Below are 20,350 nucleotides of genomic sequence, written 5' to 3' on the forward strand. Positions count from 1 at the left end.
CCACGGTGACGGAACCTGTTGCCGCCAGCGGGATCGGCAGTCTCGCCTGGTTGTTGCTCGCCCTGCCCGCGTTCGGCGCGGTCGTGCTGCTGGTCGGTGGCAGGCGCACCGACAGGTGGGGCCACCTGCTGGGCTGCGCCACCGTGGTCGCCGCGTTCGCGTACGGCCTGGCGCTGTTCTTCGACGTCCTGGGTCAGGGCCCGGAGAACCGCACCACCGAGGTGCACCTGTTCGACTGGATCCCGGTCGGCGCGCTGGACGTCGAGTTCGGGCTGCGCCTGGACCCGCTGTCGCTCACCTTCGTGCTGCTGATCACCGGTGTCGGGTCGCTGATCCACGTCTACTCGATCGGCTACATGGCGCACGAGGCCGGGCGGCGGAGGTTCTTCGCCTACCTGAACCTGTTCGTCGCCGCAATGCTCCTGCTGGTGCTGGGCAACGGCTTCGTGACGCTGTACTTCGGCTGGGAGGGCGTGGGCCTCGCCTCCTACCTGCTCATCGGCTGGTACCAGCACAAGCCGGAGGCGGCGTCGGCCGCGAAGAAGGCGTTCCTGATGAACCGGGTCGGTGACCTGGGCCTGGCGATCGCCATCTTCATCCTGTTCAAGGAGCTGGGCACCACCCAGTACACCGAGGTGTTCGCCCGCGTGGGCGAGCTGTCCTCGGCCGAGGTGCTGGCGGTCACGCTCCTGCTGCTGCTCGGCGCGTGCGGCAAGTCCGGCCAGTTCCCGCTCCAGGCGTGGTTGCCCGACGCGATGGCCGGCCCGACCCCGGTGTCCGCCCTGATCCACGCGGCCACCATGGTCACCGCGGGCGTCTACCTGATCGCCCGCTCGAACCCGATCTACAACCTGAGCGAGGACGGCCGCCTGGTCGTCATGGTCATCGGTGGTGTCACGCTGCTGATCGGCTGCGTCATCGGCTGCGCCTACGACGACTTCAAGAAGGTGCTGGCCTACTCGACGGTCAGCCAGATCGGCTACATGATCCTGGCCGTGGGCCTGGGCCCGATCGGCTACGCGCTGGGCATCATGCACCTGCTCACGCACGGCTTCTTCAAGGCGGGCCTGTTCCTCGGCGCCGGCTCGGTCATGCACGGCATGAACGACGAGGGCAACATCCGGCGGATGGGCGGCCTGGCCAAGAAGATGCCGATCACGTTCGTCACCTGGACGCTCGGCTACCTGGCCCTGATCGGCTTCCCGTTCCTGTCCGGCTACTTCTCCAAGGACGCCATCATCGCGGCGGCGTTCAGCATGGAGGGGTGGCGCGGCTGGGTGTTCGGCGGCGTCGCGGCCCTGGGCGCGGGCCTGACCGCGTTCTACATGACCCGGTTGTTCGCGCTGGTGTTCCTGGGCAAGCCGCGCTACACCGAGCTGCGCTCGGAGGACGGCCGCGAGTACCACCCGCACGAGTCGCCGCTGTCCATGACGATCCCGATGATCGTGCTGGCGTTCGGCTCGGTCGGCGCTGGCTGGTTCTTCGAGTCGAACCACAACCTGTCCGGCTGGCTCACCCCGTCGCTGGGCGAGCTCCAGGAGGGCCACGGCGTGCTGGGCCACACCACGGTCAACCTCCTGGTGCTGGGCCTGTCGCTGGCGGGCGCGCTGCTCGGGTTCGCGCTGTTCCTGCGCGGCGACCAGCCGGTGGAGCGCCCGGCGCGGGTGTCGTTCCCGGTCCGCGCGGCGCGCAACGACCTGTACGGCAACGCGCTCAACGAGGCGCTGTTCGCGCGGCCGGGCACCTGGCTCACCCGCGCGCTGGTGTTCGTGGACAACAAGGGCGTCGACGGCCTGGTCAACGGGTCGGCGGCGCTGCTGGGCGGTAGCTCGGGCCGGTTGCGCAGGCTCCAGACCGGGTTCGTCCGCTCGTACGCGCTCTCCATGCTCCTGGGTGCGGTCTTCGTCCTGGGCGCGCTGCTGATGGTGAGGTTCTCGTGAGCTGGGTGCTGATCGCGCTGCTCCTGCTGCCCCTGGTGGGCAGCCTGGTGGTGGCGTTCCTGCGGGGCAACGACCGCCTCGCCAAGCTGGTCGCGCTGGCGTTCTCGCTGGTCGAGCTGGCCCTCGCGGTGCTCGCGTGGACCGCCTTCGACCCGGGCGGCGACCGCCTCCAGCTGACCAGCTCGGCGGAGTGGATCCCGGCCTTCGGCGTGCACCTGTCGTTCGGCGTGGACGGCATCGCGCTGGTGATGATCGCGCTGATCGCGTTCCTGGTGCCGGTCGTCATCGGCGGCTCGTGGGCGGAGAAGCTGCCCGAGGGCCGCAGCGCGGGCGGGTTCTTCGCGCTGCTGCTGGCCATGCAGACCGGCATGGTCGGCGTGTTCGCCGCCACCGACGTGTTCGTGTTCTACGTGTTCTTCGAGGCCGTGCTGGTCCCGATGTACTTCCTGATCGGCCGGTTCGGCGGGCCGAACCGGCAGTACGCGGCGATGAAGTTCTTCCTGTACTCGCTGCTCGGCGGCCTGATCATGCTGGCCTCGGTGATCGGCCTGTACGTGGTGAGCCGGGATCAGATCGGCGAGGGCACCTTCGACTGGGCGACCCTGGTCACGGTGACCCGGGACGCGCCGCTGTCCACGCAGATCTGGCTTTTCCTGGGCTTCTTCATCGCCTTCGCGATCAAGGCGCCGCTGGTGCCGCTGCACACCTGGCTGCCGGACGCGGGCGCCGAGGCGCCGGTCGGCGCGGGCGTCCTGCTGGTCGGCATCCTGGACAAGATCGGCACGTTCGGCTTCCTGCGCTACTGCCTGCCGCTGTTCCCGGCGGCCAGCCGGGAGCTGGCGCCGCTGGTGCTGGTGCTGGCCGTGGTGGGCATCGTCTACGGCTCGCTGCTGGCGGTCGGCCAGTCGGACATGAAGCGGTTCGTGGCCTACACCTCGATCGCGCACTTCGGCTTCATCGCGCTGGGCATCTTCGCGTTCAGCTCGCAGGCGGGCGCGGGCGCGGTGCTCTACATGGTCAACCACGGCATCTCGACCGGCATGCTGTTCCTGGTCGTCGGCATGGTGATGGCCCGCGGCGGGTCGCGCCTGATCGAGGACTACGGCGGCATGGCGAAGCTCACGCCGGTGCTGGGCGGGCTGTTCTTCGTGGCCGGCCTGTCGTCGCTGGCGCTGCCGGGGACCAACTCGTTCGTCAGCGAGTTCCTCGTGCTCATCGGCTCCTACCCGAACGAGCCGGTGTTCACGGTCATCGCCGCGCTCGGCATGGTGCTCGCCGCGCTGTACGTGCTGTGGCTCTACCAGCGGGTCTTCCAGGGCCCGGTGCGCGGCACCGCGCTGGTCGGCCTGGCTGGCGGACCCGGCGCGGCGGTCGACCCCGAGCGCACGTCGGTGCCCGACCTGAACAAGCGCGAGCTGGCCGTGCTCGCACCGCTCGTGGCGCTGATCTTGGTGCTCGGCTTCTACCCGAAGCCGGTGTTGGACGTGATCACCCCGTCGGTCGGGGCGACGCTCAGCGAGGTCGGGGTGGCCGACCCGGTCGCGCAGGAAGGCAAGTGACGTGACGACGTTCCTCTCGCAGAACGTGGAGCGGCTGCAAGCACCGGAGATCGACTACTTCGCCGTCGCGCCGCTGCTGATCGTGCTGGGCGCGGCGTGCGCCGGCGTGCTCGTCGAGGCGTTCCTGCCCAGGGCGCAGCGCTGGGCCGCGCAGGTCGTGCTCGTGCTGGCGGCGTTGGCCGCGGCGGGCGCGCTGCTGGTCGCCTACGCGTCCGACGCGGACACGCCCGAGCAGGGCAAGACGACCCTGGCGGGCGCCATCTCGGTGGACCAGCCGGCGATCTTCCTGTGGGCCACGCTGCTGCTGCTCGGCCTCGGCTCGGTGCTGCTGATCGCCGACCGGTCCGTGGAGCCCGGCGGCGCGTTCATGCCGGAGAACACGCCCGGCGGCAGCGCCACCTACCGGGGCCAGGCCGACCACGGCGCCCAGGACCGGGGCGGGGCCGCCACGGTTCTGATGACGCGGGAGCAGGCCACCCGGTTCGGGATGCAGACCGAGGTGTTCCCGCTCACGCTGTTCGCGCTCGGCGGCATGATGGCCTTCGTCGCGGCGAACGACCTGCTCACCATGTTCATCGCGCTGGAAGTGCTCTCGCTGCCGCTCTACCTGATGTGCGGCCTGGCGCGCCGCCGTCGCCTGCTGTCGCAGGAGGCAGCGGTGAAGTACTTCCTGCTGGGCGCCTTCGCGTCGGCGTTCTTCCTCTACGGCGTGGCCCTGCTCTACGGCTACGCGGGCTCGGTCAAGCTGGCCGACATCGCCGTCGCCACCTCGGGCACCGACCGGTCCGACACGCTGCTGTACGCGGGCTTCGGCCTGCTGGTGGTGGGCCTGCTGTTCAAGGCGTCAGTCGGCCCGTTCCACGCCTGGACCCCGGACGTCTACCAGGGCGCGCCGACGCCCGTGACGGCGTTCATGGCGTCGTGCACGAAGGTCGCCGCGTTCGGCGGCATCCTGCGCGTCCTCTACGGCGCGTTCGAGCGCTCCAGCTGGGAGTGGGAGGGCGTGCTCTGGGGCGTGGCCATCGTGTCGATGGTGATCGGCTCGGTGCTCGGCCTCACCCAGACCGACGTCAAGCGGATGATCGCCTACTCGTCGGTGGCGCACGCGGGCTTCCTGCTGGTCGGCGCGATCTCGCTGAACGCCGACGGCCTGTCGGGCACGATGTTCTACCTGATGGCCTACGGCTTCACCACGATCGCCGCGTTCGGCATCGTCAGCCTGGTGCGCAACGCCGACGGCGAGGCCACCCACCTGTCGCAGTGGGCGGGCCTGGCCAAGCGGTCGCCGGTGGTGGCGGGCGTGTTCACGTTCCTGCTGCTCGCGCTCGCCGGTCTGCCGCTGACCAGCGGTTTCATCGGCAAGTTCGCGGTGTTCACGGCGGCGGTCGAGGCGGGCATGACGCCGCTGGTGGTCATCGCGCTGGTGGCCAGCGCCGTGGCGGCGTTCTTCTACCTGCGGGTGATCGTGCTGATGTACTTCAGCGAGCCCGCGGCGGACGGCCCGGCGGTGAGCGTGCCCGGCGCGTTCACCACCATGGCGATCACGATGGGCGTGCTGTTCACGCTGGTGCTCGGTGTCTGGCCGCCCAAGGTGCTCGAATGGGCGGGTACCGGCGCGTTCATCTTCTAGTGGTACGTAGGCTCTGTAGGCGTGACCAGTAGCGAGCGGGCGGGGGCGGGGTTCCGGTTTGCGGACCCCGTGCTCGCGGAGGTGGTGCAGGGCGGCCTCAACGAGGTGGAGGAGCTGCTGCACAAGGTGGTGCAGAGCGAGTTCCACCCGGTGATGGAGACGTCGCTGCACCTGGTCGAGGCGGGCGGGAAGCGCATCCGCCCGCTGTTCACCATCCTGTCCGCCCAGTTCGGCGCGACCTGGGACCGCGAGAGCGTGATCAAGGCGGCGGCGGTCGTCGAGCTGACGCACCTCGCCACCCTGTACCACGACGACGTGATGGACGAGGCCACCATGCGCCGCGGCGCGGCCTCGGCCAACGCCAAGTGGGACAACAGCATCGCCATCCTCACCGGCGACTACCTCTTCGCGCACGCCTCCGCGCTGGTGGCGGACCTGGGCACGGGGGCCGCGCGGATCATCGCGGAGACGTTCTCCGAGCTGGTCACCGGCCAGATGCGCGAGACCATGGGCCCGCGCGACGGCGAGGACCCGGTCGCGCACTACCTGACCACGATCGCGGAGAAGACCGGGTCGCTGATCGCGACCGCCGCCCGGTTCGGCGCGATGTTCTCCGACGTGTCGCCGGGGCAGGTCGAGGCGCTGCGCTCGTACGGCGAGGTGATCGGGGCGGCGTTCCAGATCTCCGACGACGTCATCGACATCGCCTCCCCCACCGAGGAGTCGGGCAAGACGCCCGGCACCGACCTGCGCGAGGGCGTGAAGACCCTGCCCATGCTGTACGCGCTGGAGGACGAGCCGGACTCACGGCTGGCGCGGCTGCTGGCGGCCCCCATCACCGACGACGCCGAGGTCTTCGAGGCGCTGGAGCTGCTGCGGGCGTCCTCGGGGCTGGCGCGGGCGCGCAAGACCCTGGACGACTACGCGGCGCGGGCGCGGGCCACCCTGGAGGTGCTGCCGGCGGGCACCGCGCGGGACGCGCTGGAGTCGGTCAGCGACTACGTGGTGACCCGCTCGCACTAGCCCCTAGGCGAGGTCGGTCACCGGCAGGCGGCGGGCGCGCAGGGCGTCGACGGTGAAGATCGCCAGCGCCGCCCACACCAGGCCGAAGCCGAACCAGCGGGACGCGGGCATGGGCTCGTGCACCACGAACACGCCCCAGGCGAACTGGAGCACCGGGGCGAGGTACTGGAGCATGCCCATGGTGGCCAGCGGCACCAGCCGCGCCCCGGCGCCGAACAGCAGCAGCGGGACCGCGGTCACCAGGCCCGCCGACACCAGCCACAGCGCGTGGCCCCAGCCGTGGTCGTGGAAGGTGCCGCCGGGGCCGAGCCAGACCAGGTAGCCGATCGCGACCGGGGCCAGCACCAGGCTCTCCGCGGTCAGGCTGGCCGTGGCGTCCAGCGGCACGGTCTTCTTCAGCAGGCCGTAGAAGCCGAACGAGCAGGCCAGCACCAGCGAGATCCACGGCAGCCTGCCGTAGTCGACGGCCAGCACCACGACGGCGACGACCGCGACGCCCAGGGCCGCGAACTGGGCGACGCGCAGCCGCTCCCGCAGCACGGTCACCCCGAGCAGGACGCTGACCAGGGGGTTGATGAAGTAGCCGAGGGCGGCCTCGACGACGTGCCCGGTGTTGACCGCGTGGATGTAGACGCCCCAGTTGACCGCGATCAGCACCGACGCGGCGGTCACCATGAGCCAGCCGCGCCGGGACAGCCGGCGGATGCCAGCCCAGCGGCCGAGGACCGCCGTGAGCAGCGCCATCACCACCAGTGACCACGCGATCCGGTGGGCCAGGATCTCCACCGACCCGGCCGGCTGGAGCAGCGGCCAGTAGGCGGGCACGATGCCCCAGAGGAAGTAGGCGACGGTGCCGAAGGCGATGCCCCTGCCGGGGGTGCCGGTGCCGGTCGGAGCAGTGGAAGAAGAGGTCAACGGCGGCACGCGGGCTACTGTACGCCTGCCGTTTTGGCTGGTCAGTTGCTCCGGATGGCCTACCATCGGAGGTCGGTCCCGCGTCCGGCCGGCCCCACGCGCCGAACGAGGGGGTCAGGGTAGTTTGACACCGCTTCCCCGACCGGGTGAATACCTGGAAGCGGAGCGTGTCGGGGTGTGACAAGCAGCGGTGGGAGGGTCTCCCGTGAGTTCGCTCTTCGGGCAGGTGTGGCTGTGGAGCCTGCTGTCCTTCGCGGCAGGCGTCGCGCTGACCTGGCTGATCATGGTGCGCCCGGCCAAGCGGCAGCTGGAGGAGGCGGAGGACCGCCTGCTGACCGCGCCGCGCCCGACGACCACCACCACCGCGATCACCCCGGCCCCGGCGCGCGACCGGGCCGACGACTGGCACCTGGAGGCGTCGCGCTCGCTGACCGACGACGTGCTGCCGCCCGACCCGCCGCGCTACGACGCGGCCGACCTCAAGCGCGAGGAGCTGCTGGAGGAGCTGGACGACGAGCACCGGCCGCTGACGGACTTCGAGGAGGAGCACGACTTCCCGGAGCTGGACGACGACCGGCCGCGCAGCCTGTTCGACCGGTCGGCGCCGCAGGGCGGTGACGCTCGGGAGCCGCTGGGGGCGGAGGCCGGTCGGGATTCGGCTGGTCGGGATCTGGCTGGTCGTGAGGTGCCTGGCCGCGAGGTGCCTGGTCGTGATCTGACCGCTCGTGAGGTGTCGGGTCGTGACCCGGCCGGTCGCGGGTCGTCGGCGCGTGAGGTGTCGGTGCCGTCGCGCCGGGGCGTCGACGAGGAGCCGGAGCTGCCGGCCGAGGAGACGCACCTGATGCCCGCCGTGCCGGTGGCCGAGGTCGCGCCACGCCGCGAGGAGCCGGTCGCGCCGCCCGAGGTGCAGGCGTTCCAGCCGCGCGAGGTGTGGCGCGAGGAGACCGTGGTCCAGGAGGTCTACGACCAGGACCACCTCCCGGGCCGGCACCAGGAGGAGGACGACGAGCCCGAGCGCCGGGGTTCCGAGGAGACGGCCCTGATCCCGGCGACCGAGCTGGCGCGGGCCATCGCGGAGGTGGACCGGGACGACCCCCAGGTCTGGCCGGAGCACGACCTGACCGGGCACTTCGCGCCCGTGGACGTCGAGGCCGACCGGCACGGGCCGGCGACCGAGATCCTCAGGCCGGTGTCCGGCGAGCGGTCCGCCCCTCCCGTCCCGGAGGTCGAGCCGCGCGAGCGCCGGGCGCCCGAGGTGGTGGCCGCGCCGGAGGTGCCGCCCGCGCCGCGCCACGAGGCCCCGACCGGTGAACCGAGGCACTCCGACACCTGGTCGGAGGACGGCCGGTCCGGGAACGCCTGGTCCGGGAACGCCTGGTCCGGGGACGTCCGTACCGGGGATGTCAGGGCCGGGGATGTTCGTTCCGGGGACGACCACCCCACCGAGGTGCGCCCCGTCGAACCGGAACCGTTCGAGCCCGCGTTCGTCGAGCCCACCCCCGCCGAGCCCGAGCCGTTCGTGCCCACGTTCGTCGAGCACCAGACCCCGGAGCCGGCGCCGAAGCCCGCCGCCGCTCCCGAGCCCGCCCCGAAGCCCGCCCCGGCGGCGAAGGAGGAGCCGGCCCGCCCGCGCAGCCTGTTCGAGCCGCTGCCGACGTCGGAGGCAGAGGCCGAGCCGGAGCCGGAACCGTCCCGCCCGGCGGCGAGGGTGGGCGACGACCAGCCGTTCGTGCCCAAGCTGGCACCGGAGCTGCTGGCGGCCACCGGGGGCGACCAGGTGACCGCCGGGAGCACCACGGGCACGGGCCTGCCGCAGCGCTCCGCCCGCCGGTCGGGTGACCGGCGCGCCTCGTCGCCCGCGCCCACGCCCGCGCCGAAGCCGGCCGTCCCGCCCGCCGCCCGCCCGGTCCGCCCGCGCCCGGTGGGCTTCAGCCCGAGCACCGGCGGTCGGCCCGCGAGCAGCAGCACCCGGTACCGGGGGCAGGAGGAGGGCTTCAACCCGCGCTCCCCGTTCGGGCCGGGCTCGGTGCTGCCGAAGTCGGACGGCATGGCCCCCGCGCCCGACTTCCAGGTGAAGGCCACCCTCACCGGTCGCCGCTACTTCACCAACGAGTCGGCGAACTTCCGCGAGACCCGCGCCGACGTCTGGTTCCGCACGACGTCGGACGCGGAGAAGGCCGGCTTCCACCAGGCTCCCTAGGGGAGTGGGCCCGCCGACGTCCGGTCGGCGGGCCCCGCCTCGCGCCCCGCCTCGCCGCTTCGCCCTGCTCCCGGCCTAGCCCCGCGCTCATCGCCCCGACCCGCGCCGCCCCGGCCACCAGCCCTGCCCTGCGCCGCCCCTCACCCCTGCCCCCACCCCTGCCGGTCGCGGGCGACCTGCTGTCCCGCCGCGCCGTGGTGATCACCGCCGACGTCGTCCGGTGCGGCACCCAGGCCCTGGCCGCCGTCCTGCTGCTCATCGGCGCCGGCACCCTGTGGCACCTGGCCCTGCTCCAGGCGGTCGCGGCCACCGCCACGGCCTTCTTCGGCCCCGCCGCGGCCGGCCTGCTCGCCGACGTGGTGCCCGAGGCCCACCGCCGCCAGGCCAACGCCCTGCTCAACGCCACCCGGAACGGCGTGGTCCTGGTGGCGCCGGTGGTGTCCGCGACGTTGGTGGCCGCGGTCGGCGCGGGGGTGGCGTTCGCGGTGGACGCGGTCACGTTCCTGATCAGCGCCACCGCGCTGGCCGCGCTGAAGGCCCCGGACCGCCCGGTACCCCCGCGACCGGCCGTGCCCGCCGCCCTGGCCCCGCTCCTCGTCCTGCTCGCGCTGGGCGCCCCGGTGCCGCTCCTGGCGGTCGCGGCGGTCCCGGCGGGCGTGCAGGCCGCGCTGCACACCGTGTTCGTCGAGACCGCGCGGCAGACCCACGTGCCGGCCGAGCTGGTGGCCCGCGCCACGAGCTTCGCCACCGTCGTCGGCCTGGGCACCGCGCCCCTGGGGATGGCGCTGGCCGGACCCGCCGCCGAGCGCGTCGGCGCGGGCGCGGTGCTCGTGGTGGGTGCGGTGGCCGCCGTGGTCAGCGTGCCGCTCACGCTGGCGGTGCGCTCGGTCCGGCAGCTCCCGGCCGAGCCCGCCGACCGGCCGAGCGGGCCGGCTGCCGGGCCCGCGTGATCACCCGGGCGGGGGCCGCCCAACCCCGAGCGACCACCGACTCCGGCCACGTTCCGAAACTCCCGGGCACCGGCCGGCGTCAGCCGGCAGTATGAAACCGGGCCCCCACGGGGCGCCCGCACCACGGTTTCCCTGGGGAGGGAACACGAGAGGGCCCCTGTTCCGGGAGGCGGAACAGGGGCCCTCCGTCTGTCCGGGGGACCGCCGGCCTAGCCGACCACGGTCCAGGTGTCCTTGCCGTGCAGCAGCGCCGCGAGGTCCGCGGGCTTCCCCGCCTGGGCCTCGGTGACCTGCGCGCGCGCCGCGTCGTCGTACGTCGTGCGCGAGACCTTCCGGAACACGCCCGTCACGGTGTGCCGGAGGTCCTGCGTCGACAGGCGGGACAGGGCGAACGCCAGGTTCAGGTCCGCCGCGTCGTGCACCACGACGTCGGACGCGGCCACCTCGGCGGTCTTCGCGATGGCCAGGCCGAAGCCGTCCCGGACCACCGCGTACTCGCCGCCGCCGAAGGTGATCGGCTGCCCGTCCACCACGTTGATGATCCGCTGCGACGCCTCGTCGGCGTCCTTGAGCACGTCGAACGCGCCGTCGTTGAAGATCGGGCAGTTCTGGTAGATCTCCACCAGCGCCGAACCCCGGTGCTCGGCCGCCTGCCGCAGCACCTCGGTCAGGCCCGCGCGGTCCGAGTCGACCGCCCTGCCGATGAACGTGGCCTCCGCGCCCAGCGCCAGCGACACCGGGTTGAACGGGTGGTCCAGAGACCCGAACGGCGTGGACTTGGTGACCTTGCCCTCCTCGGAGGTGGGCGAGTACTGGCCCTTGGTCAGGCCGTAGATCCGGTTGTTGAACAGCAGGATCTTGAGGTTCACGTTGCGGCGCAGCGTGTGGATGAGGTGGTTGCCGCCGATGGACAGCGCGTCGCCGTCACCGGTCACCACCCACACCGACAGGTCGGGCCGCGCCACGGCCAGGCCGGTCGCGATGGCCGGCGCGCGCCCGTGGATGGAGTGCATCCCGTAGGTGTTCATGTAGTACGGGAACCGCGACGAGCAGCCGATGCCCGAGACGAACACGATGTTCTCGCGCTTGAGGCCCAGCGAGGGCAGGAAGGACTGCACGGCGTTGAGCACCACGTAGTCACCGCAGCCGGGGCACCAGCGGACCTCCTGGTCCGACTTGTAGTCCTTGGCCTTCTGCGGTTCGTCGGAGGTGGGCACACCAGCGAGGCCCCCCAGGCCCGGCAGACCCAGATCCGTTGTGGTCATTCGGACACTCCCTTGATCACGTCGGCGAGCACGTCCTGCAGCTCCTCCGCCTTGAACGGCAGGCCCTGCACCTTGGTGTAGCTGATCGCGTCGACCAGGTACCTGGCGCGCAGCAGCAGCGCCAGCTGGCCCAGGTTCATCTCCGGCACGATCACGCGGTCGTAGCGCTTGAGCACCTCGCCCAGGTTGCGCGGGAACGGGTTGAGGTGCCGCAGGTGGGCGTGCGCCACGGGCAGCCCCAGCTTGCGCACCCGGCGCGCGGCGGCGCCGATCGGGCCGTAGGACGAGCCCCAGCCGACGACCAGCACGCGCGCCTGCCCGGACGGGTCGTCCACCACGACGTCGGGCACCTCGATGCCGTCGATCTTGCGCTGGCGCAGCCGCACCATGAAGTCGTGGTTGGCGGGGTCGTAGGAGATGTTGCCGGTGCCGTCGGCCTTCTCCAGGCCGCCGATGCGGTGCTGGAGGCCCGGGGTGCCGGGGACGGCCCACGCGCGGGCCAGCGTCTCCGGGTCGCGCAGGTACGGCCAGAACGCGCCGTCGGGGCCGTTGGGCTGCGTGGCGAACTCCACCCGCAGGTCGGGCAGCGCGTCGACGTCCGGGATCAGCCACGGCTCGGAGCCGTTGGCGATCGCGCCGTCGGACAGCAGCAGCACGGGGGTGCGGTAGGCCAGCGCGATGCGGGCGGCCTCCAGCGCGGCGTCGAAGCAGTCGGCGGGCGACTGGGGCGCGACCACCGGCACCGGCGACTCGCCGTTGCGGCCGAACATCGCCTGGAGCAGGTCGGCCTGCTCGGTCTTGGTGGGCAGGCCGGTGGACGGGCCGCCGCGCTGCACGTCGATGACCAGCAGCGGCAGCTCGGTCATAACGGCCAGGCCGATGGTCTCGGACTTCAGCGCGATGCCGGGGCCGGAGGTGGAGGTCACGCCGAGCGCGCCGCCGTAGGAGGCGCCCAGGGCCGCGCCGATGCCCGCGATCTCGTCCTCGGCCTGGAGCGTGGTGATGCCGAAGTTCTTGTGCCGGGACAGCTCGTGGAGGATGTCCGACGCCGGGGTGATCGGGTAGGTGCCCAGCACCACGGGCAGCTCGGCGAGCCGGCCGGCCGCGACGATGCCGTAGGCGAGCGCGGTGTTGCCGGTGATCTGGCGGTAGGTGCCCGGGTTGAGCCTGGCGGGCGCGACCTCGTAGGTCACCGCGAAGGACTCGGTGGTCTCGCCGTAGTTCCAGCCCGCCCGGAACGCCAGCACGTTGGCCTCGGCGATGTCGGGCTTCTTGGCGAACTTCTCGCGCAGGAACCGCTCGGTGCCCTCGGTGGGCCGGTGGTACATCCACGACAGCAGGCCCAGGGCGAACATGTTCTTCGCCCGCTCGGCGTCCTTCTTGCCCAGGCCGGTGTTCTCCAGGGCGCCGATGGTCAGGGTGGCCATGGCCACCTCGTGGACCTGGTACGCCTCCAGGGAGTTGTCCTCCAGGGGGTTGGCGGCGTAACCGACCTTGATCAGGTTGCGCTTGCTGAACTCGTCGGTGTTGACGATCAGCATGCCGCCCTTGGGCAGGTCGCCGATGTTGGCCTTGAGCGCCGCCGGGTTCATCGCCACCAGCACGTCGGGGCGGTCGCCGGGGGTGAGGATGTCGTAGTCGGCGAAGTGCAGCTGGAAGCTGGACACGCCGGGCAGGGTGCCCTGTGGCGCGCGGATCTCGGCCGGGAAGTTCGGCAGGGTCGCGAGGTCGTTGCCGAACGCGGCGGCCTCGGAGGTGAACCGGTCGCCCGTGAGCTGCATGCCGTCACCGGAGTCGCCGGCGAACCGGATCACCACGCGGTCGAGCTTGCGGACCGTTCCTCCCGAGGAGCCGCCCGGGGCGGCGCCGTTACCAACGTCGGTAGTCATTCCTCCGCCGATCCCTTTCTCACCCGCTTCGGGAGCCAGTGCCCCGTCCCCCGCTGTCCGAGGGTAGTCGTGTCGCCGGGCGCCCCGGTTCGTGACGTACCACTCTGCGGGACGAGCCGTCCCACTCGGCGCCGTGGCCGGTCAACTAGGGGTCGACTAGGGGCTTTTGTACTTACCGGCAGGTAACTGCTACTCGAAGTTACGGCCGGGGAGCCGCGCTGTCCAGCTCAGCCCTTACCGCTGATCCGGCCCTTCGCGGCGGCGAGCCCGGCCTGGAACTCCGGGGTGCCGATCGAGGCCGCCTGCGGCGCCAGCTCGACGTCCACGGCCCGACCGTGGTCGGCCAGGTCGGCGGTCGCGCGCATCGACGCCTTGGTGGTCCGGACGAGGTCGCGGGGCGCGTCGGCGGCCGGTCGGGCCAGCTCCGCGGCGGCGGCGACCAGCTCGTCGTGCCCGCCCTCGACCCGCTGCCAGGCCAGCCCGCGCGCCACCGCCGCGTCGGCGTCCAGGACCTGGCCGAACAGCGTCATCGCGGTCGCGGTCTGGGGGCCGACGAGGCGCTGGAGCATCCACGTCATCCCGCCGCCCGGGTGGATGCCCAGCCGGAGGAACCGGGGGTCGAACCGGGCCCGGGGACCGACCACGCGCACGTCGCACGCGAGCGCCAGGTTCAGCCCCGCGCCCACCGCCGCGCCGCCCACGGCCGCGACCGTGGGCAGGGAGCAGTTCGCCACCGCCAGGAAACCCGCGTAGATGCGCCGCAGGCCCTCCTCGCGGGCCTCGCCCAGCACGGTCAGGTCCGCGCCCGCGCAGAACGCCGGGGGAGTGCCCGTCACCACGACGGCGTGCACGCCGGGGTCCGACTCGCAGGTCCGCACCGCGTCCGCGAGCCGGTCGGACAGGTCGAGCGTGAGCGCGTTGCGGCGCTCGGGGTCGTGCACGGTGATGACCGCCACGCGGTCGGAGCGGTCCAGCAGCACCTCGGCCATGCGGCGACTTTAGGGGGCCGGTGGTTTCGGGGGGTCGGCCTAGGGGGCGGGCGGCCGGTCCAGCAGCCGGGACAGCACCACGGTGGAGACGGTCCGGTCGACGATCTCCACGGCGCGCAGCCGCTCCAGGGCGGTCTCCAGGTGGTGGATGTTCGCGGCGCGCAGGTGCACGATCGCGTCCGCCGCGCCGGAGACCGTGTAGGCGGCCCTGACCTCGGCCATCGGCTCCAGGTGCTGCTGGATGTCGTGCGGCGCCACGTTGCCGCGGCAGTGCACCTCGACGAGGGCCTCCGTGCCCCAGCCCAGCCGCTCCGGGTCCACGACCGCGGTGAAGCCGCGCAGGACGCCCGTGTCCAGCAGCTTGTCGACCCGCCGCTTCACCGCGGGGGCGGACAGGCCCACCCCCTTGCCGATGTCGGCGTAGCTGGAGCGGGCGTTGGCCATCAGGCACGAAATGATTCGCTGGTCGATCGAGTCCACACGCAACATTCTGCACCAGAAGACGCAATATCGCGGCGTTGATCGATGGTCTGAAGCCCATCTACATTTCGATCCATGACCTCGGTTTCCCTCGTGGGCCCCGGTGAAGAGCCGATCGTGCTGGACGTGCCGACCGCCCCGGTACGCGTGCCGACCACCCGTCGGTACCTCATGTGCGCGCCGGAGCACTTCACCGTCGCGTACTCGATCAACCCGTGGATGGACCCGACGCGGCCCATCAGCACGGCGCTGGCGGTCGAGCAGTGGACGGCCCTCAAGGAGACCTACGAGGGGCTCGGGCACCGGGTCGAGACCATCCAGCCGGAGCCCGGCCTGCCGGACATGGTGTTCGCGGCCAACTCCGGCACCGTGGTCGACGGCCGGGTCCTCGGTTCCCGCTTCCGGGCCCCGCAGCGCGCCGCCGAGGCCGACCACTTCCGCCGCTGGTTCCTGGCCAACGGCTACCGCGACGTGGTGATGCCGGAGCGCACGAACGAGGCCGAGGGCGACCTCGCCTGGACCGGCAGGTACCTGCTGGCCGGGACCGGCTTCCGCACCGACCCCCTGGCGCACGCGGAGGCGCAGGAGGCGCTGGGGGTGCCCGTGATCTCGCTCCAGCTGGTCGACCCCAGGTACTACCACCTCGACGTGGCGCTGTTCGTGCTGGCGGACGACCTGGTGGCGTACTACCCGGAGGCGTTCTCGCCGGGCAGCCTGCGGGTGCTGGAGCGCCTGTTCCCCGACGCCGTGATCGCGACGGAGGAGGACGCGGCGTGCCTGGGGTTGAACGCCGTGTCCGACGGGCGGCACGTGGTGCTGCCGGTGGAGGCCGGGCACCTGGCGGGTGAGGTGGCGAAGCGCGGGTTCGAGCCGGTGTTCGTGGACATCTCGGAGCTCCGGAAGTCCGGTGGCGGGCCCAAGTGCTGCACGATGGAACTGCGGGACTGATCCGCAACGCTCCGTAGTCGGTTGTTCGTGCTGGTCAATCTCGGTAAAGCTGTGCTGACCAGCACGAACGTCCGCGCTGATGGTGACGCTGCTCTGTCGCTGACTGTCGTTGCTTGCCGGTCTTCATCAGTGTTCACGGGACAGTCGCGGGACGGATCAGGCCCCCGGTGACTGATCACCGGGGGCCTGTTGACCTGCACAAACACTCTAACGGCTACGTGCTCAAGGTGTCTTCGATCTTGCTGTTCGACGCGGTGCGCTGACCGTCCAGGCACCGTGCGTAGACCTTGAGCAGGACGTCAACGGTGTGCCCGGCCCGCTCCGCCACCTCGGCAGCGGGGACGCCCGCAGCGAGCCAGGTCGACACCGCAGCGTGCCGCAGGTCGTACGGGTCCATACCCAGCGGAGATGCGTACTGCTCCGGGCTCAGTCCGATCTTGCGCGCCTTGTCCCAGGCATCGGTGTAGACCGTCGCGTTGACCGGCCCGCCGCTGATCTTGCCCCGGAACAGTCGTCCGTCCTCGGCTGTGCCGAAGGTCTCGATGTGCTCCCGCAGGATGGCTACGAGCTGGGGCGGGATCGGAACCGACCGGATCGCGCCCTGTGCCCGCCGCTTGAGGTTGCGGACCTCCCAGGTGGCCCCCGAGTCGGAGTACCGGGCGTTCGTGCGAGACGCCGACTTCTCCAAGATCAGTTCGCCCCAGCCCGAGTCAGGCAGCTTGCAGTCCTGCTCACGCAGCCGGTTGACCTCGCTCGGGCGAAGCGCGGCGTAGTACATCGTCGCGAAGAACCCGTACAGGTGAGCGCGGCCCCTGGCGTAGGTGACCGCAGCGAGCACCTGGCGAGCCTGTTTCGGGTTGAGCACCACACGCGGGTCAACCTCGGTGTTGCCCTGGTCAGCGCCGAACTTCGTCCCAGTTACCGGGTTGGCGACGAGGTAACCGGCATCGACGCCGTGCGCCAGGACGTGGTGCAGGACGCCGCGACGGGTGCGCACGGTCCAGGAGGCCGCCGTCTTGCCGCCCAGGTTGCGGCTGAGGGCCTGCAACAGCCGTTCGGTCTCCAGTTTGTCCGCCAGCTCCGCCACGGGCCGAGAGGCGCGTTCGATCCACCGCGCAGCCGCCGCCTGGTCGTCGTCCAGGAGCCGGTCACGCTGGTTGGACGGCAGCAGGCAGGTCGTGAGCACCCGCCGCAACACGTGCTCGTCAGGGGCCGACCTGTCCGGCCGGACGAACGCAGCGACCGCAACCGCCATCGTGTCCACGAACCGCCGGCGGGTGTTCGGTGCCGCCCGCTCCCACTCGTGATCGACGAACTCTTGCACGAGCTGGAGGAGGGACCGCGCGTTGCGCACCTTGTGCTCGGACTCCGGCAGGCCGGTTTCGACGTCGAACGGCTCACCACGCCGGGCAGCTTGCATCAGGTCCGACCGGCGCGCGTCCGCCTGGACCCGCAGGGTGAACCACTCCGAGTGCTCCTGGCCCTCGGTGACCCAGCGGACACCGTACGGGCGACGCCGCGACTTCTTGTGCTGGATCGACCAGAACCGGACCTTGAACGTCGGCCTCATGACTCGCTCCCGGTGCGGCGGGTGAGCTTGCGGGATGCGATGGCTGCGGCGAGTTCGCGTTCGGCGTCGGTGCGGTAGCCGACTCCGGTCATGGCCCAGTCGTTGACCACTAGGACGGTCGAGCTGTCGACCACGCCGAGCCGGTCGAGATGTTCGGCCAGGCGGTGTTCGGCGCGGGCCGATCGGAGGGTGGTGAAGGTGGTGGAGTAGCGGCGGGACTTGGTCAGGAAGTGGCCCCGGAAGCCGAGCATGTGCGCCCACTTGCGCAGGTTCAGCGCCGCGAACTCCGGCAGGCCACCCAGCCGCCAGGCGGTCCGCATCATGGCCTTGTGGTGCTCGGACACGTCCAGCTCCGCGATCGCCTCCTCCCGCTTGATCCGTGAGTCCACACCCGAGGTCGCGCCCGTGCCCTTGGTGGCGTACTTGGCGATGTACCCCGACACCTGCCGATCCCGCACCGCCGCGTCCGGATCGCCGGTCTCGTGGGCGGCGATGGGTTCGGCGTCGACCTGCTCACCCCAGGTCAGCGTGTGCTGTCCCACGGCGTCGCTGTCCTTGGTCGTGACCGCGACCGAGGCAGCCGCGGAACGCACCACCGCGCACAGCAACTCCGGGGTGACCGCGACCGGCGCCGCCGATCCAGGCCCCTCGGGGCCGTCCACGCGGATGACGGCGTGGAAGTGCACCAGCCCGCGCCGCTGGTACTCCGCGACCTTGGCGTAGGAGACCCGGAGGTGGTCGCGCAGCTCACCGCGTCGGATGCCCAGGGCGTCCGCGAGCTGGCGGGCGGTGGTGATGGTGAAGCGCCGCCACAGCTCGGAGGCGTGTGCCTGCCACAGCACCGCGCCGACGTAGTCGTAGGTGGTCGGGTCGAGCGGGGTGCCCAGGCGGGTATCGGCGTCGTGGTGGAACTCCCCGCACGCGCAGCGGCAAGACCGGTTGGAACGGGTGCGCGGCTGGTTGTGGACTTTGCCGAACGACGGCGGGGTCAGCGTGGCGAACACCCGCACATGTCCCGCCACGGTCTCGGGGACGCCTTTGCCGCCGGTCAGGCCGGAGCGGACGAGGTGGAAGGTGTCGGAGGCGTAGCGGGCCGAGCAGGGCTCGCAGACCGCCTCACGCCGGTTGCCGCACGGCACCAACAACGACCCCTCGAACCCGTCCAGCACGGTCCCGGCGGTGGTGTCCTCCATGCGGGTCGAGCCGGTCAATCGGATCGGACGGGCACACCCGTGCACCGCCTCCACCCGACGCCGCCACGAGCGATAACCGTTGGAGCGCAGGAAGTTCGTCAACCGCTCGTCGGAGTCGGGCAGACGCGACAGCAGCGCGGCAGCCGAGGTCATCAGGCCACCGCCCGCAGTGACCGACGCTCTCGTACCGAGGCGTCCCAGCCCCACGGGGTCCAGCCGTCGACACAGGTCAGCGAGTCGCACAGCTCGCCCGGCAACTCCTCCCACAGGCTCTCGGCGTAAGTGCGGCCGTTGCGCGGGTTGACCTCCTCCAGCCGGTACCCGGTGTTCGCACGGCGGGGCCCCGGCACCTCGACCTCACCGGCCGCACACGAGCACCACACCGCCGTACCGGCGCGGCCCGTCAACGAGCCGTCCACGTCGAACACCGCCAACGAACCCCGGCAGTCCGGGCACGAACCAGACGGGCCACGACCAACGCGCTTGCGCAACGAGGCCAGGAACCCCCGCACCGAGTACGAGCGGTTCGGGCCCACCACCCCGTACACCTCGCCCGAGTCGACCAGGGCGTTCCACTCGCCCTCGCCCCCGACCTCGTCCAGCACCACGGCCTGGACCCAGTCCGGCAGATCCACCCACCGCGACCGCGCGTACGACTCACCGCTCAGCGGGTTCACATCCGAGAACCGGAACCGGTCCCCGATCAGGTGCACAGCCACAAAAGCCGACATGACAGCCCTTCCGAGGGTTGCTCGGGCAGATCGGCTTTCCAGCGGTAGACGTGCGCGATACTCTGAGAGAGCACTTAGCGGTGCACACGACTCCGGTGGGTAGCCGCCCACTTGAGTTACGGGAGCCCTCTCGGTAGCCGCCGAAGAGGGCTCTCTTTGTCCAACAACGAAAGGGTATACCCTTTAGCCAAGTGCTGCAACTGTCCGTGACAGGAAGTCATAACGGCAGGTAGAAGGCTTGGGATCGGGTGGAAGCCAACTAGGCAGAGTGAGGCCAGGACGATGACCGGGAGCTTCGAAGGTCGGCCCGCGTACCTCCAGATCGCAGACGACCTACGACGGCAGATCCTTGACGGCGAGCTGCAAGACGGTGATCAGCTCCCGACTGCCCAAGAGATCATGGACGACTACGGCGTCTCCCGGATCGTGGTTCGCAACGCCATCAACGTGCTCCGCTCCGAAGGCTTGGTTCGCACCCAGCAGGGCAGCGGCACCTACGTTCGCCAGCACAAGCCGCTCAAGAAGCGCGTCATGGGCGATCTCTACGCGAAGCGCCCTAAGTCCTCCCCCTTTGCCCAGAGCGCCCAGGCCGCCGGCAAGCAAGGCGACTGGGAGTACCAGTCCCGAACCACCAAGGCGACCAAAGCCGTGGCGGACCGACTGGGCGTAGAGCCGGGCGACGAGGTGATGCGCACCCAGTACCGGTTCTTCGTGGACGAGGTGCCGACCATGCTGTCCACGTCCTACGAGCCCTTGGCGATCACCATGGGCACCGACGTCGAGCAGCCCGAGGCGGGCAAGGTCACCGGCGTGGTGCCGAGGATGGACCACATCGGGGTGCACATCACTCACGTGACCGAAGACGTGTACGCCCGCGCGCCCAGGCCGTTCGAAGTCGACAAGCTCGAAGTGCCGCAGGGCGTGCCGGTCATGGCGATCGAGCGGACGTACTACGCAGACGACAAGCCGGTCGAGACCGCAGACATCATCGTGCCCGCCGACCGCTACGCGCTGTCCTACACGATCAGGATTCCTGCACCCGAGGCGTAGTCGCAGGTCCGGTCTACT

Annotated in this window: 16 protein-coding genes; 8 read left to right on the forward strand and 8 right to left on the reverse strand. The window is 71.3% G+C overall.

Features of this window, described 5'->3' with window-relative positions; genetic code table 11:
- The first annotated feature begins 5 nt into the window (after nucleotides 1-5).
- From nuoL to Q5530_RS09365, 4 genes are read left to right on the forward strand one after another with little or no spacing between them, the layout of a single operon-like run.
- Nucleotides 6-1,940 (forward strand): NADH-quinone oxidoreductase subunit L, encoded by a 1,935-nt coding sequence (gene nuoL / locus Q5530_RS09350; RefSeq protein WP_415361823.1) that lies wholly within the window; start codon nucleotides 6-8, stop codon nucleotides 1,938-1,940.
- Entirely contained in the window at nucleotides 1,937-3,499 is a 1,563-nt protein-coding gene (locus Q5530_RS09355) for an NADH-quinone oxidoreductase subunit M (RefSeq protein WP_415361824.1), read from the forward strand. The genes nuoL and Q5530_RS09355 overlap by 4 nt, the downstream gene beginning before the upstream one ends.
- 25 nt (nucleotides 3,500-3,524) lie before the next feature.
- The gene (gene nuoN, locus Q5530_RS09360) at nucleotides 3,525-5,129 is read left to right on the forward strand and encodes an NADH-quinone oxidoreductase subunit NuoN (RefSeq protein WP_415362082.1); all 1,605 of its coding nucleotides are present in this window, start codon (nucleotides 3,525-3,527) and stop codon (nucleotides 5,127-5,129) included.
- A 21-nt stretch (nucleotides 5,130-5,150) separates the two neighbouring features.
- On the forward strand, nucleotides 5,151-6,152 hold the full coding sequence (locus Q5530_RS09365) for a polyprenyl synthetase family protein (RefSeq protein ID WP_415361825.1): 1,002 nt from the start codon (nucleotides 5,151-5,153) through the stop codon (nucleotides 6,150-6,152).
- A gap of 3 nt (nucleotides 6,153-6,155) precedes the next feature.
- Here Q5530_RS09365 and rarD read toward each other — a convergent pair whose 3' ends face one another.
- Nucleotides 6,156-7,076 (reverse strand): EamA family transporter RarD, encoded by a 921-nt coding sequence (gene rarD / locus Q5530_RS09370; RefSeq protein WP_415361826.1) that lies wholly within the window; start codon nucleotides 7,074-7,076, stop codon nucleotides 6,156-6,158.
- A gap of 196 nt (nucleotides 7,077-7,272) precedes the next feature.
- Here rarD and Q5530_RS09375 point away from each other — a divergent pair, with 196 nt between their 5' ends.
- Complete coding sequence (locus Q5530_RS09375) at nucleotides 7,273-9,267, forward strand: hypothetical protein (protein ID WP_415361827.1); 1,995 nt, start codon at nucleotides 7,273-7,275, stop codon at nucleotides 9,265-9,267.
- Nucleotides 9,268-9,425: 158 nt separating this feature from the next.
- On the forward strand, nucleotides 9,426-10,217 hold the full coding sequence (locus tag Q5530_RS09380) for an MFS transporter (RefSeq protein WP_415362083.1): 792 nt from the start codon (nucleotides 9,426-9,428) through the stop codon (nucleotides 10,215-10,217).
- A gap of 209 nt (nucleotides 10,218-10,426) precedes the next feature.
- Here the strand turns inward: Q5530_RS09380 and Q5530_RS09385 are convergent, their stop codons facing one another.
- From Q5530_RS09385 to Q5530_RS09400, 4 genes are all read right to left on the reverse strand, one after another.
- Nucleotides 10,427-11,482: a 2-oxoacid:ferredoxin oxidoreductase subunit beta gene (locus Q5530_RS09385; protein ID WP_380634389.1), complete on the reverse strand. Its 1,056-nt coding sequence runs from the start codon at nucleotides 11,480-11,482 to the stop codon at nucleotides 10,427-10,429.
- Nucleotides 11,479-13,371 (reverse strand): 2-oxoacid:acceptor oxidoreductase subunit alpha, encoded by a 1,893-nt coding sequence (locus tag Q5530_RS09390; protein WP_415361828.1) that lies wholly within the window; start codon nucleotides 13,369-13,371, stop codon nucleotides 11,479-11,481. The genes Q5530_RS09385 and Q5530_RS09390 overlap by 4 nt, the downstream gene beginning before the upstream one ends.
- Before the next feature lie 227 nt (nucleotides 13,372-13,598).
- Entirely contained in the window at nucleotides 13,599-14,360 is a 762-nt protein-coding gene (locus tag Q5530_RS09395; protein ID WP_415361829.1) for an enoyl-CoA hydratase, read from the reverse strand.
- A gap of 39 nt (nucleotides 14,361-14,399) precedes the next feature.
- Nucleotides 14,400-14,840 (reverse strand): Lrp/AsnC family transcriptional regulator, encoded by a 441-nt coding sequence (locus Q5530_RS09400; RefSeq protein ID WP_380634385.1) that lies wholly within the window; start codon nucleotides 14,838-14,840, stop codon nucleotides 14,400-14,402.
- Between the two features lie 75 nt (nucleotides 14,841-14,915).
- On the opposite strand from Q5530_RS09400, the gene ddaH reads away from it, so the two are divergent.
- Nucleotides 14,916-15,788 (forward strand): dimethylargininase, encoded by an 873-nt coding sequence (gene ddaH, locus Q5530_RS09405; protein WP_415361830.1) that lies wholly within the window; start codon nucleotides 14,916-14,918, stop codon nucleotides 15,786-15,788.
- 214 nt (nucleotides 15,789-16,002) lie between these two features.
- On the opposite strand, the gene xerC is transcribed toward ddaH, so the two are convergent.
- The 3 genes from xerC to Q5530_RS09420 are packed head-to-tail and all read right to left on the reverse strand — an operon-like array spanning nucleotide 16,003 to nucleotide 19,186.
- Nucleotides 16,003-17,358: a site-specific integrase gene (gene xerC / locus Q5530_RS09410; RefSeq protein ID WP_415361831.1), complete on the reverse strand. Its 1,356-nt coding sequence runs from the start codon at nucleotides 17,356-17,358 to the stop codon at nucleotides 16,003-16,005.
- Nucleotides 17,355-18,704 carry a replication initiator gene (locus tag Q5530_RS09415; protein ID WP_415361832.1) on the reverse strand — a complete coding sequence of 450 codons (1,350 nt, stop codon included), beginning with the start codon at nucleotides 18,702-18,704 and terminating at the stop codon, nucleotides 17,355-17,357. The genes xerC and Q5530_RS09415 overlap by 4 nt, the downstream gene beginning before the upstream one ends.
- Entirely contained in the window at nucleotides 18,704-19,186 is a 483-nt protein-coding gene (locus Q5530_RS09420; RefSeq protein ID WP_415361833.1) for a hypothetical protein, read from the reverse strand. The genes Q5530_RS09415 and Q5530_RS09420 overlap by 1 nt, the downstream gene beginning before the upstream one ends.
- Before the next feature lie 378 nt (nucleotides 19,187-19,564).
- Between Q5530_RS09420 and Q5530_RS09425 the strand changes: the two genes are divergently transcribed.
- Entirely contained in the window at nucleotides 19,565-20,332 is a 768-nt protein-coding gene (locus tag Q5530_RS09425) for a GntR family transcriptional regulator (protein ID WP_415361834.1), read from the forward strand.
- Nucleotides 20,333-20,350: the final 18 nt, after the last annotated feature.

This window comes from Saccharothrix sp. BKS2, from assembly GCF_047689505.1.
Lineage (GTDB): Bacteria > Actinomycetota > Actinomycetes > Mycobacteriales > Pseudonocardiaceae > Actinosynnema > Actinosynnema lopnurensis.

What these genes read in the sequence shown, in the direction of transcription:
- Q5530_RS09425 (WP_415361834.1), top strand. Translation starts at nt 19,565, where the DNA reads ATGACCGGGAGCTTCGAAGGTCGGCCCGCGTACCTCCAGATCGCAGAC.
- Q5530_RS09385 (WP_380634389.1), bottom strand. Translation starts at nt 11,482, where the DNA reads ATGACCACAACGGATCTGGGTCTGCCGGGCCTGGGGGGCCTCGCTGGT.
- ddaH (WP_415361830.1), top strand. Translation starts at nt 14,916, where the DNA reads ATGACCTCGGTTTCCCTCGTGGGCCCCGGTGAAGAGCCGATCGTGCTG.
- xerC (WP_415361831.1), bottom strand. Translation starts at nt 17,358, where the DNA reads ATGAGGCCGACGTTCAAGGTCCGGTTCTGGTCGATCCAGCACAAGAAG.
- Q5530_RS09390 (WP_415361828.1), bottom strand. Translation starts at nt 13,371, where the DNA reads ATGACTACCGACGTTGGTAACGGCGCCGCCCCGGGCGGCTCCTCGGGA.
- Q5530_RS09415 (WP_415361832.1), bottom strand. Translation starts at nt 18,704, where the DNA reads ATGACCTCGGCTGCCGCGCTGCTGTCGCGTCTGCCCGACTCCGACGAG.
- Q5530_RS09395 (WP_415361829.1), bottom strand. Translation starts at nt 14,360, where the DNA reads ATGGCCGAGGTGCTGCTGGACCGCTCCGACCGCGTGGCGGTCATCACC.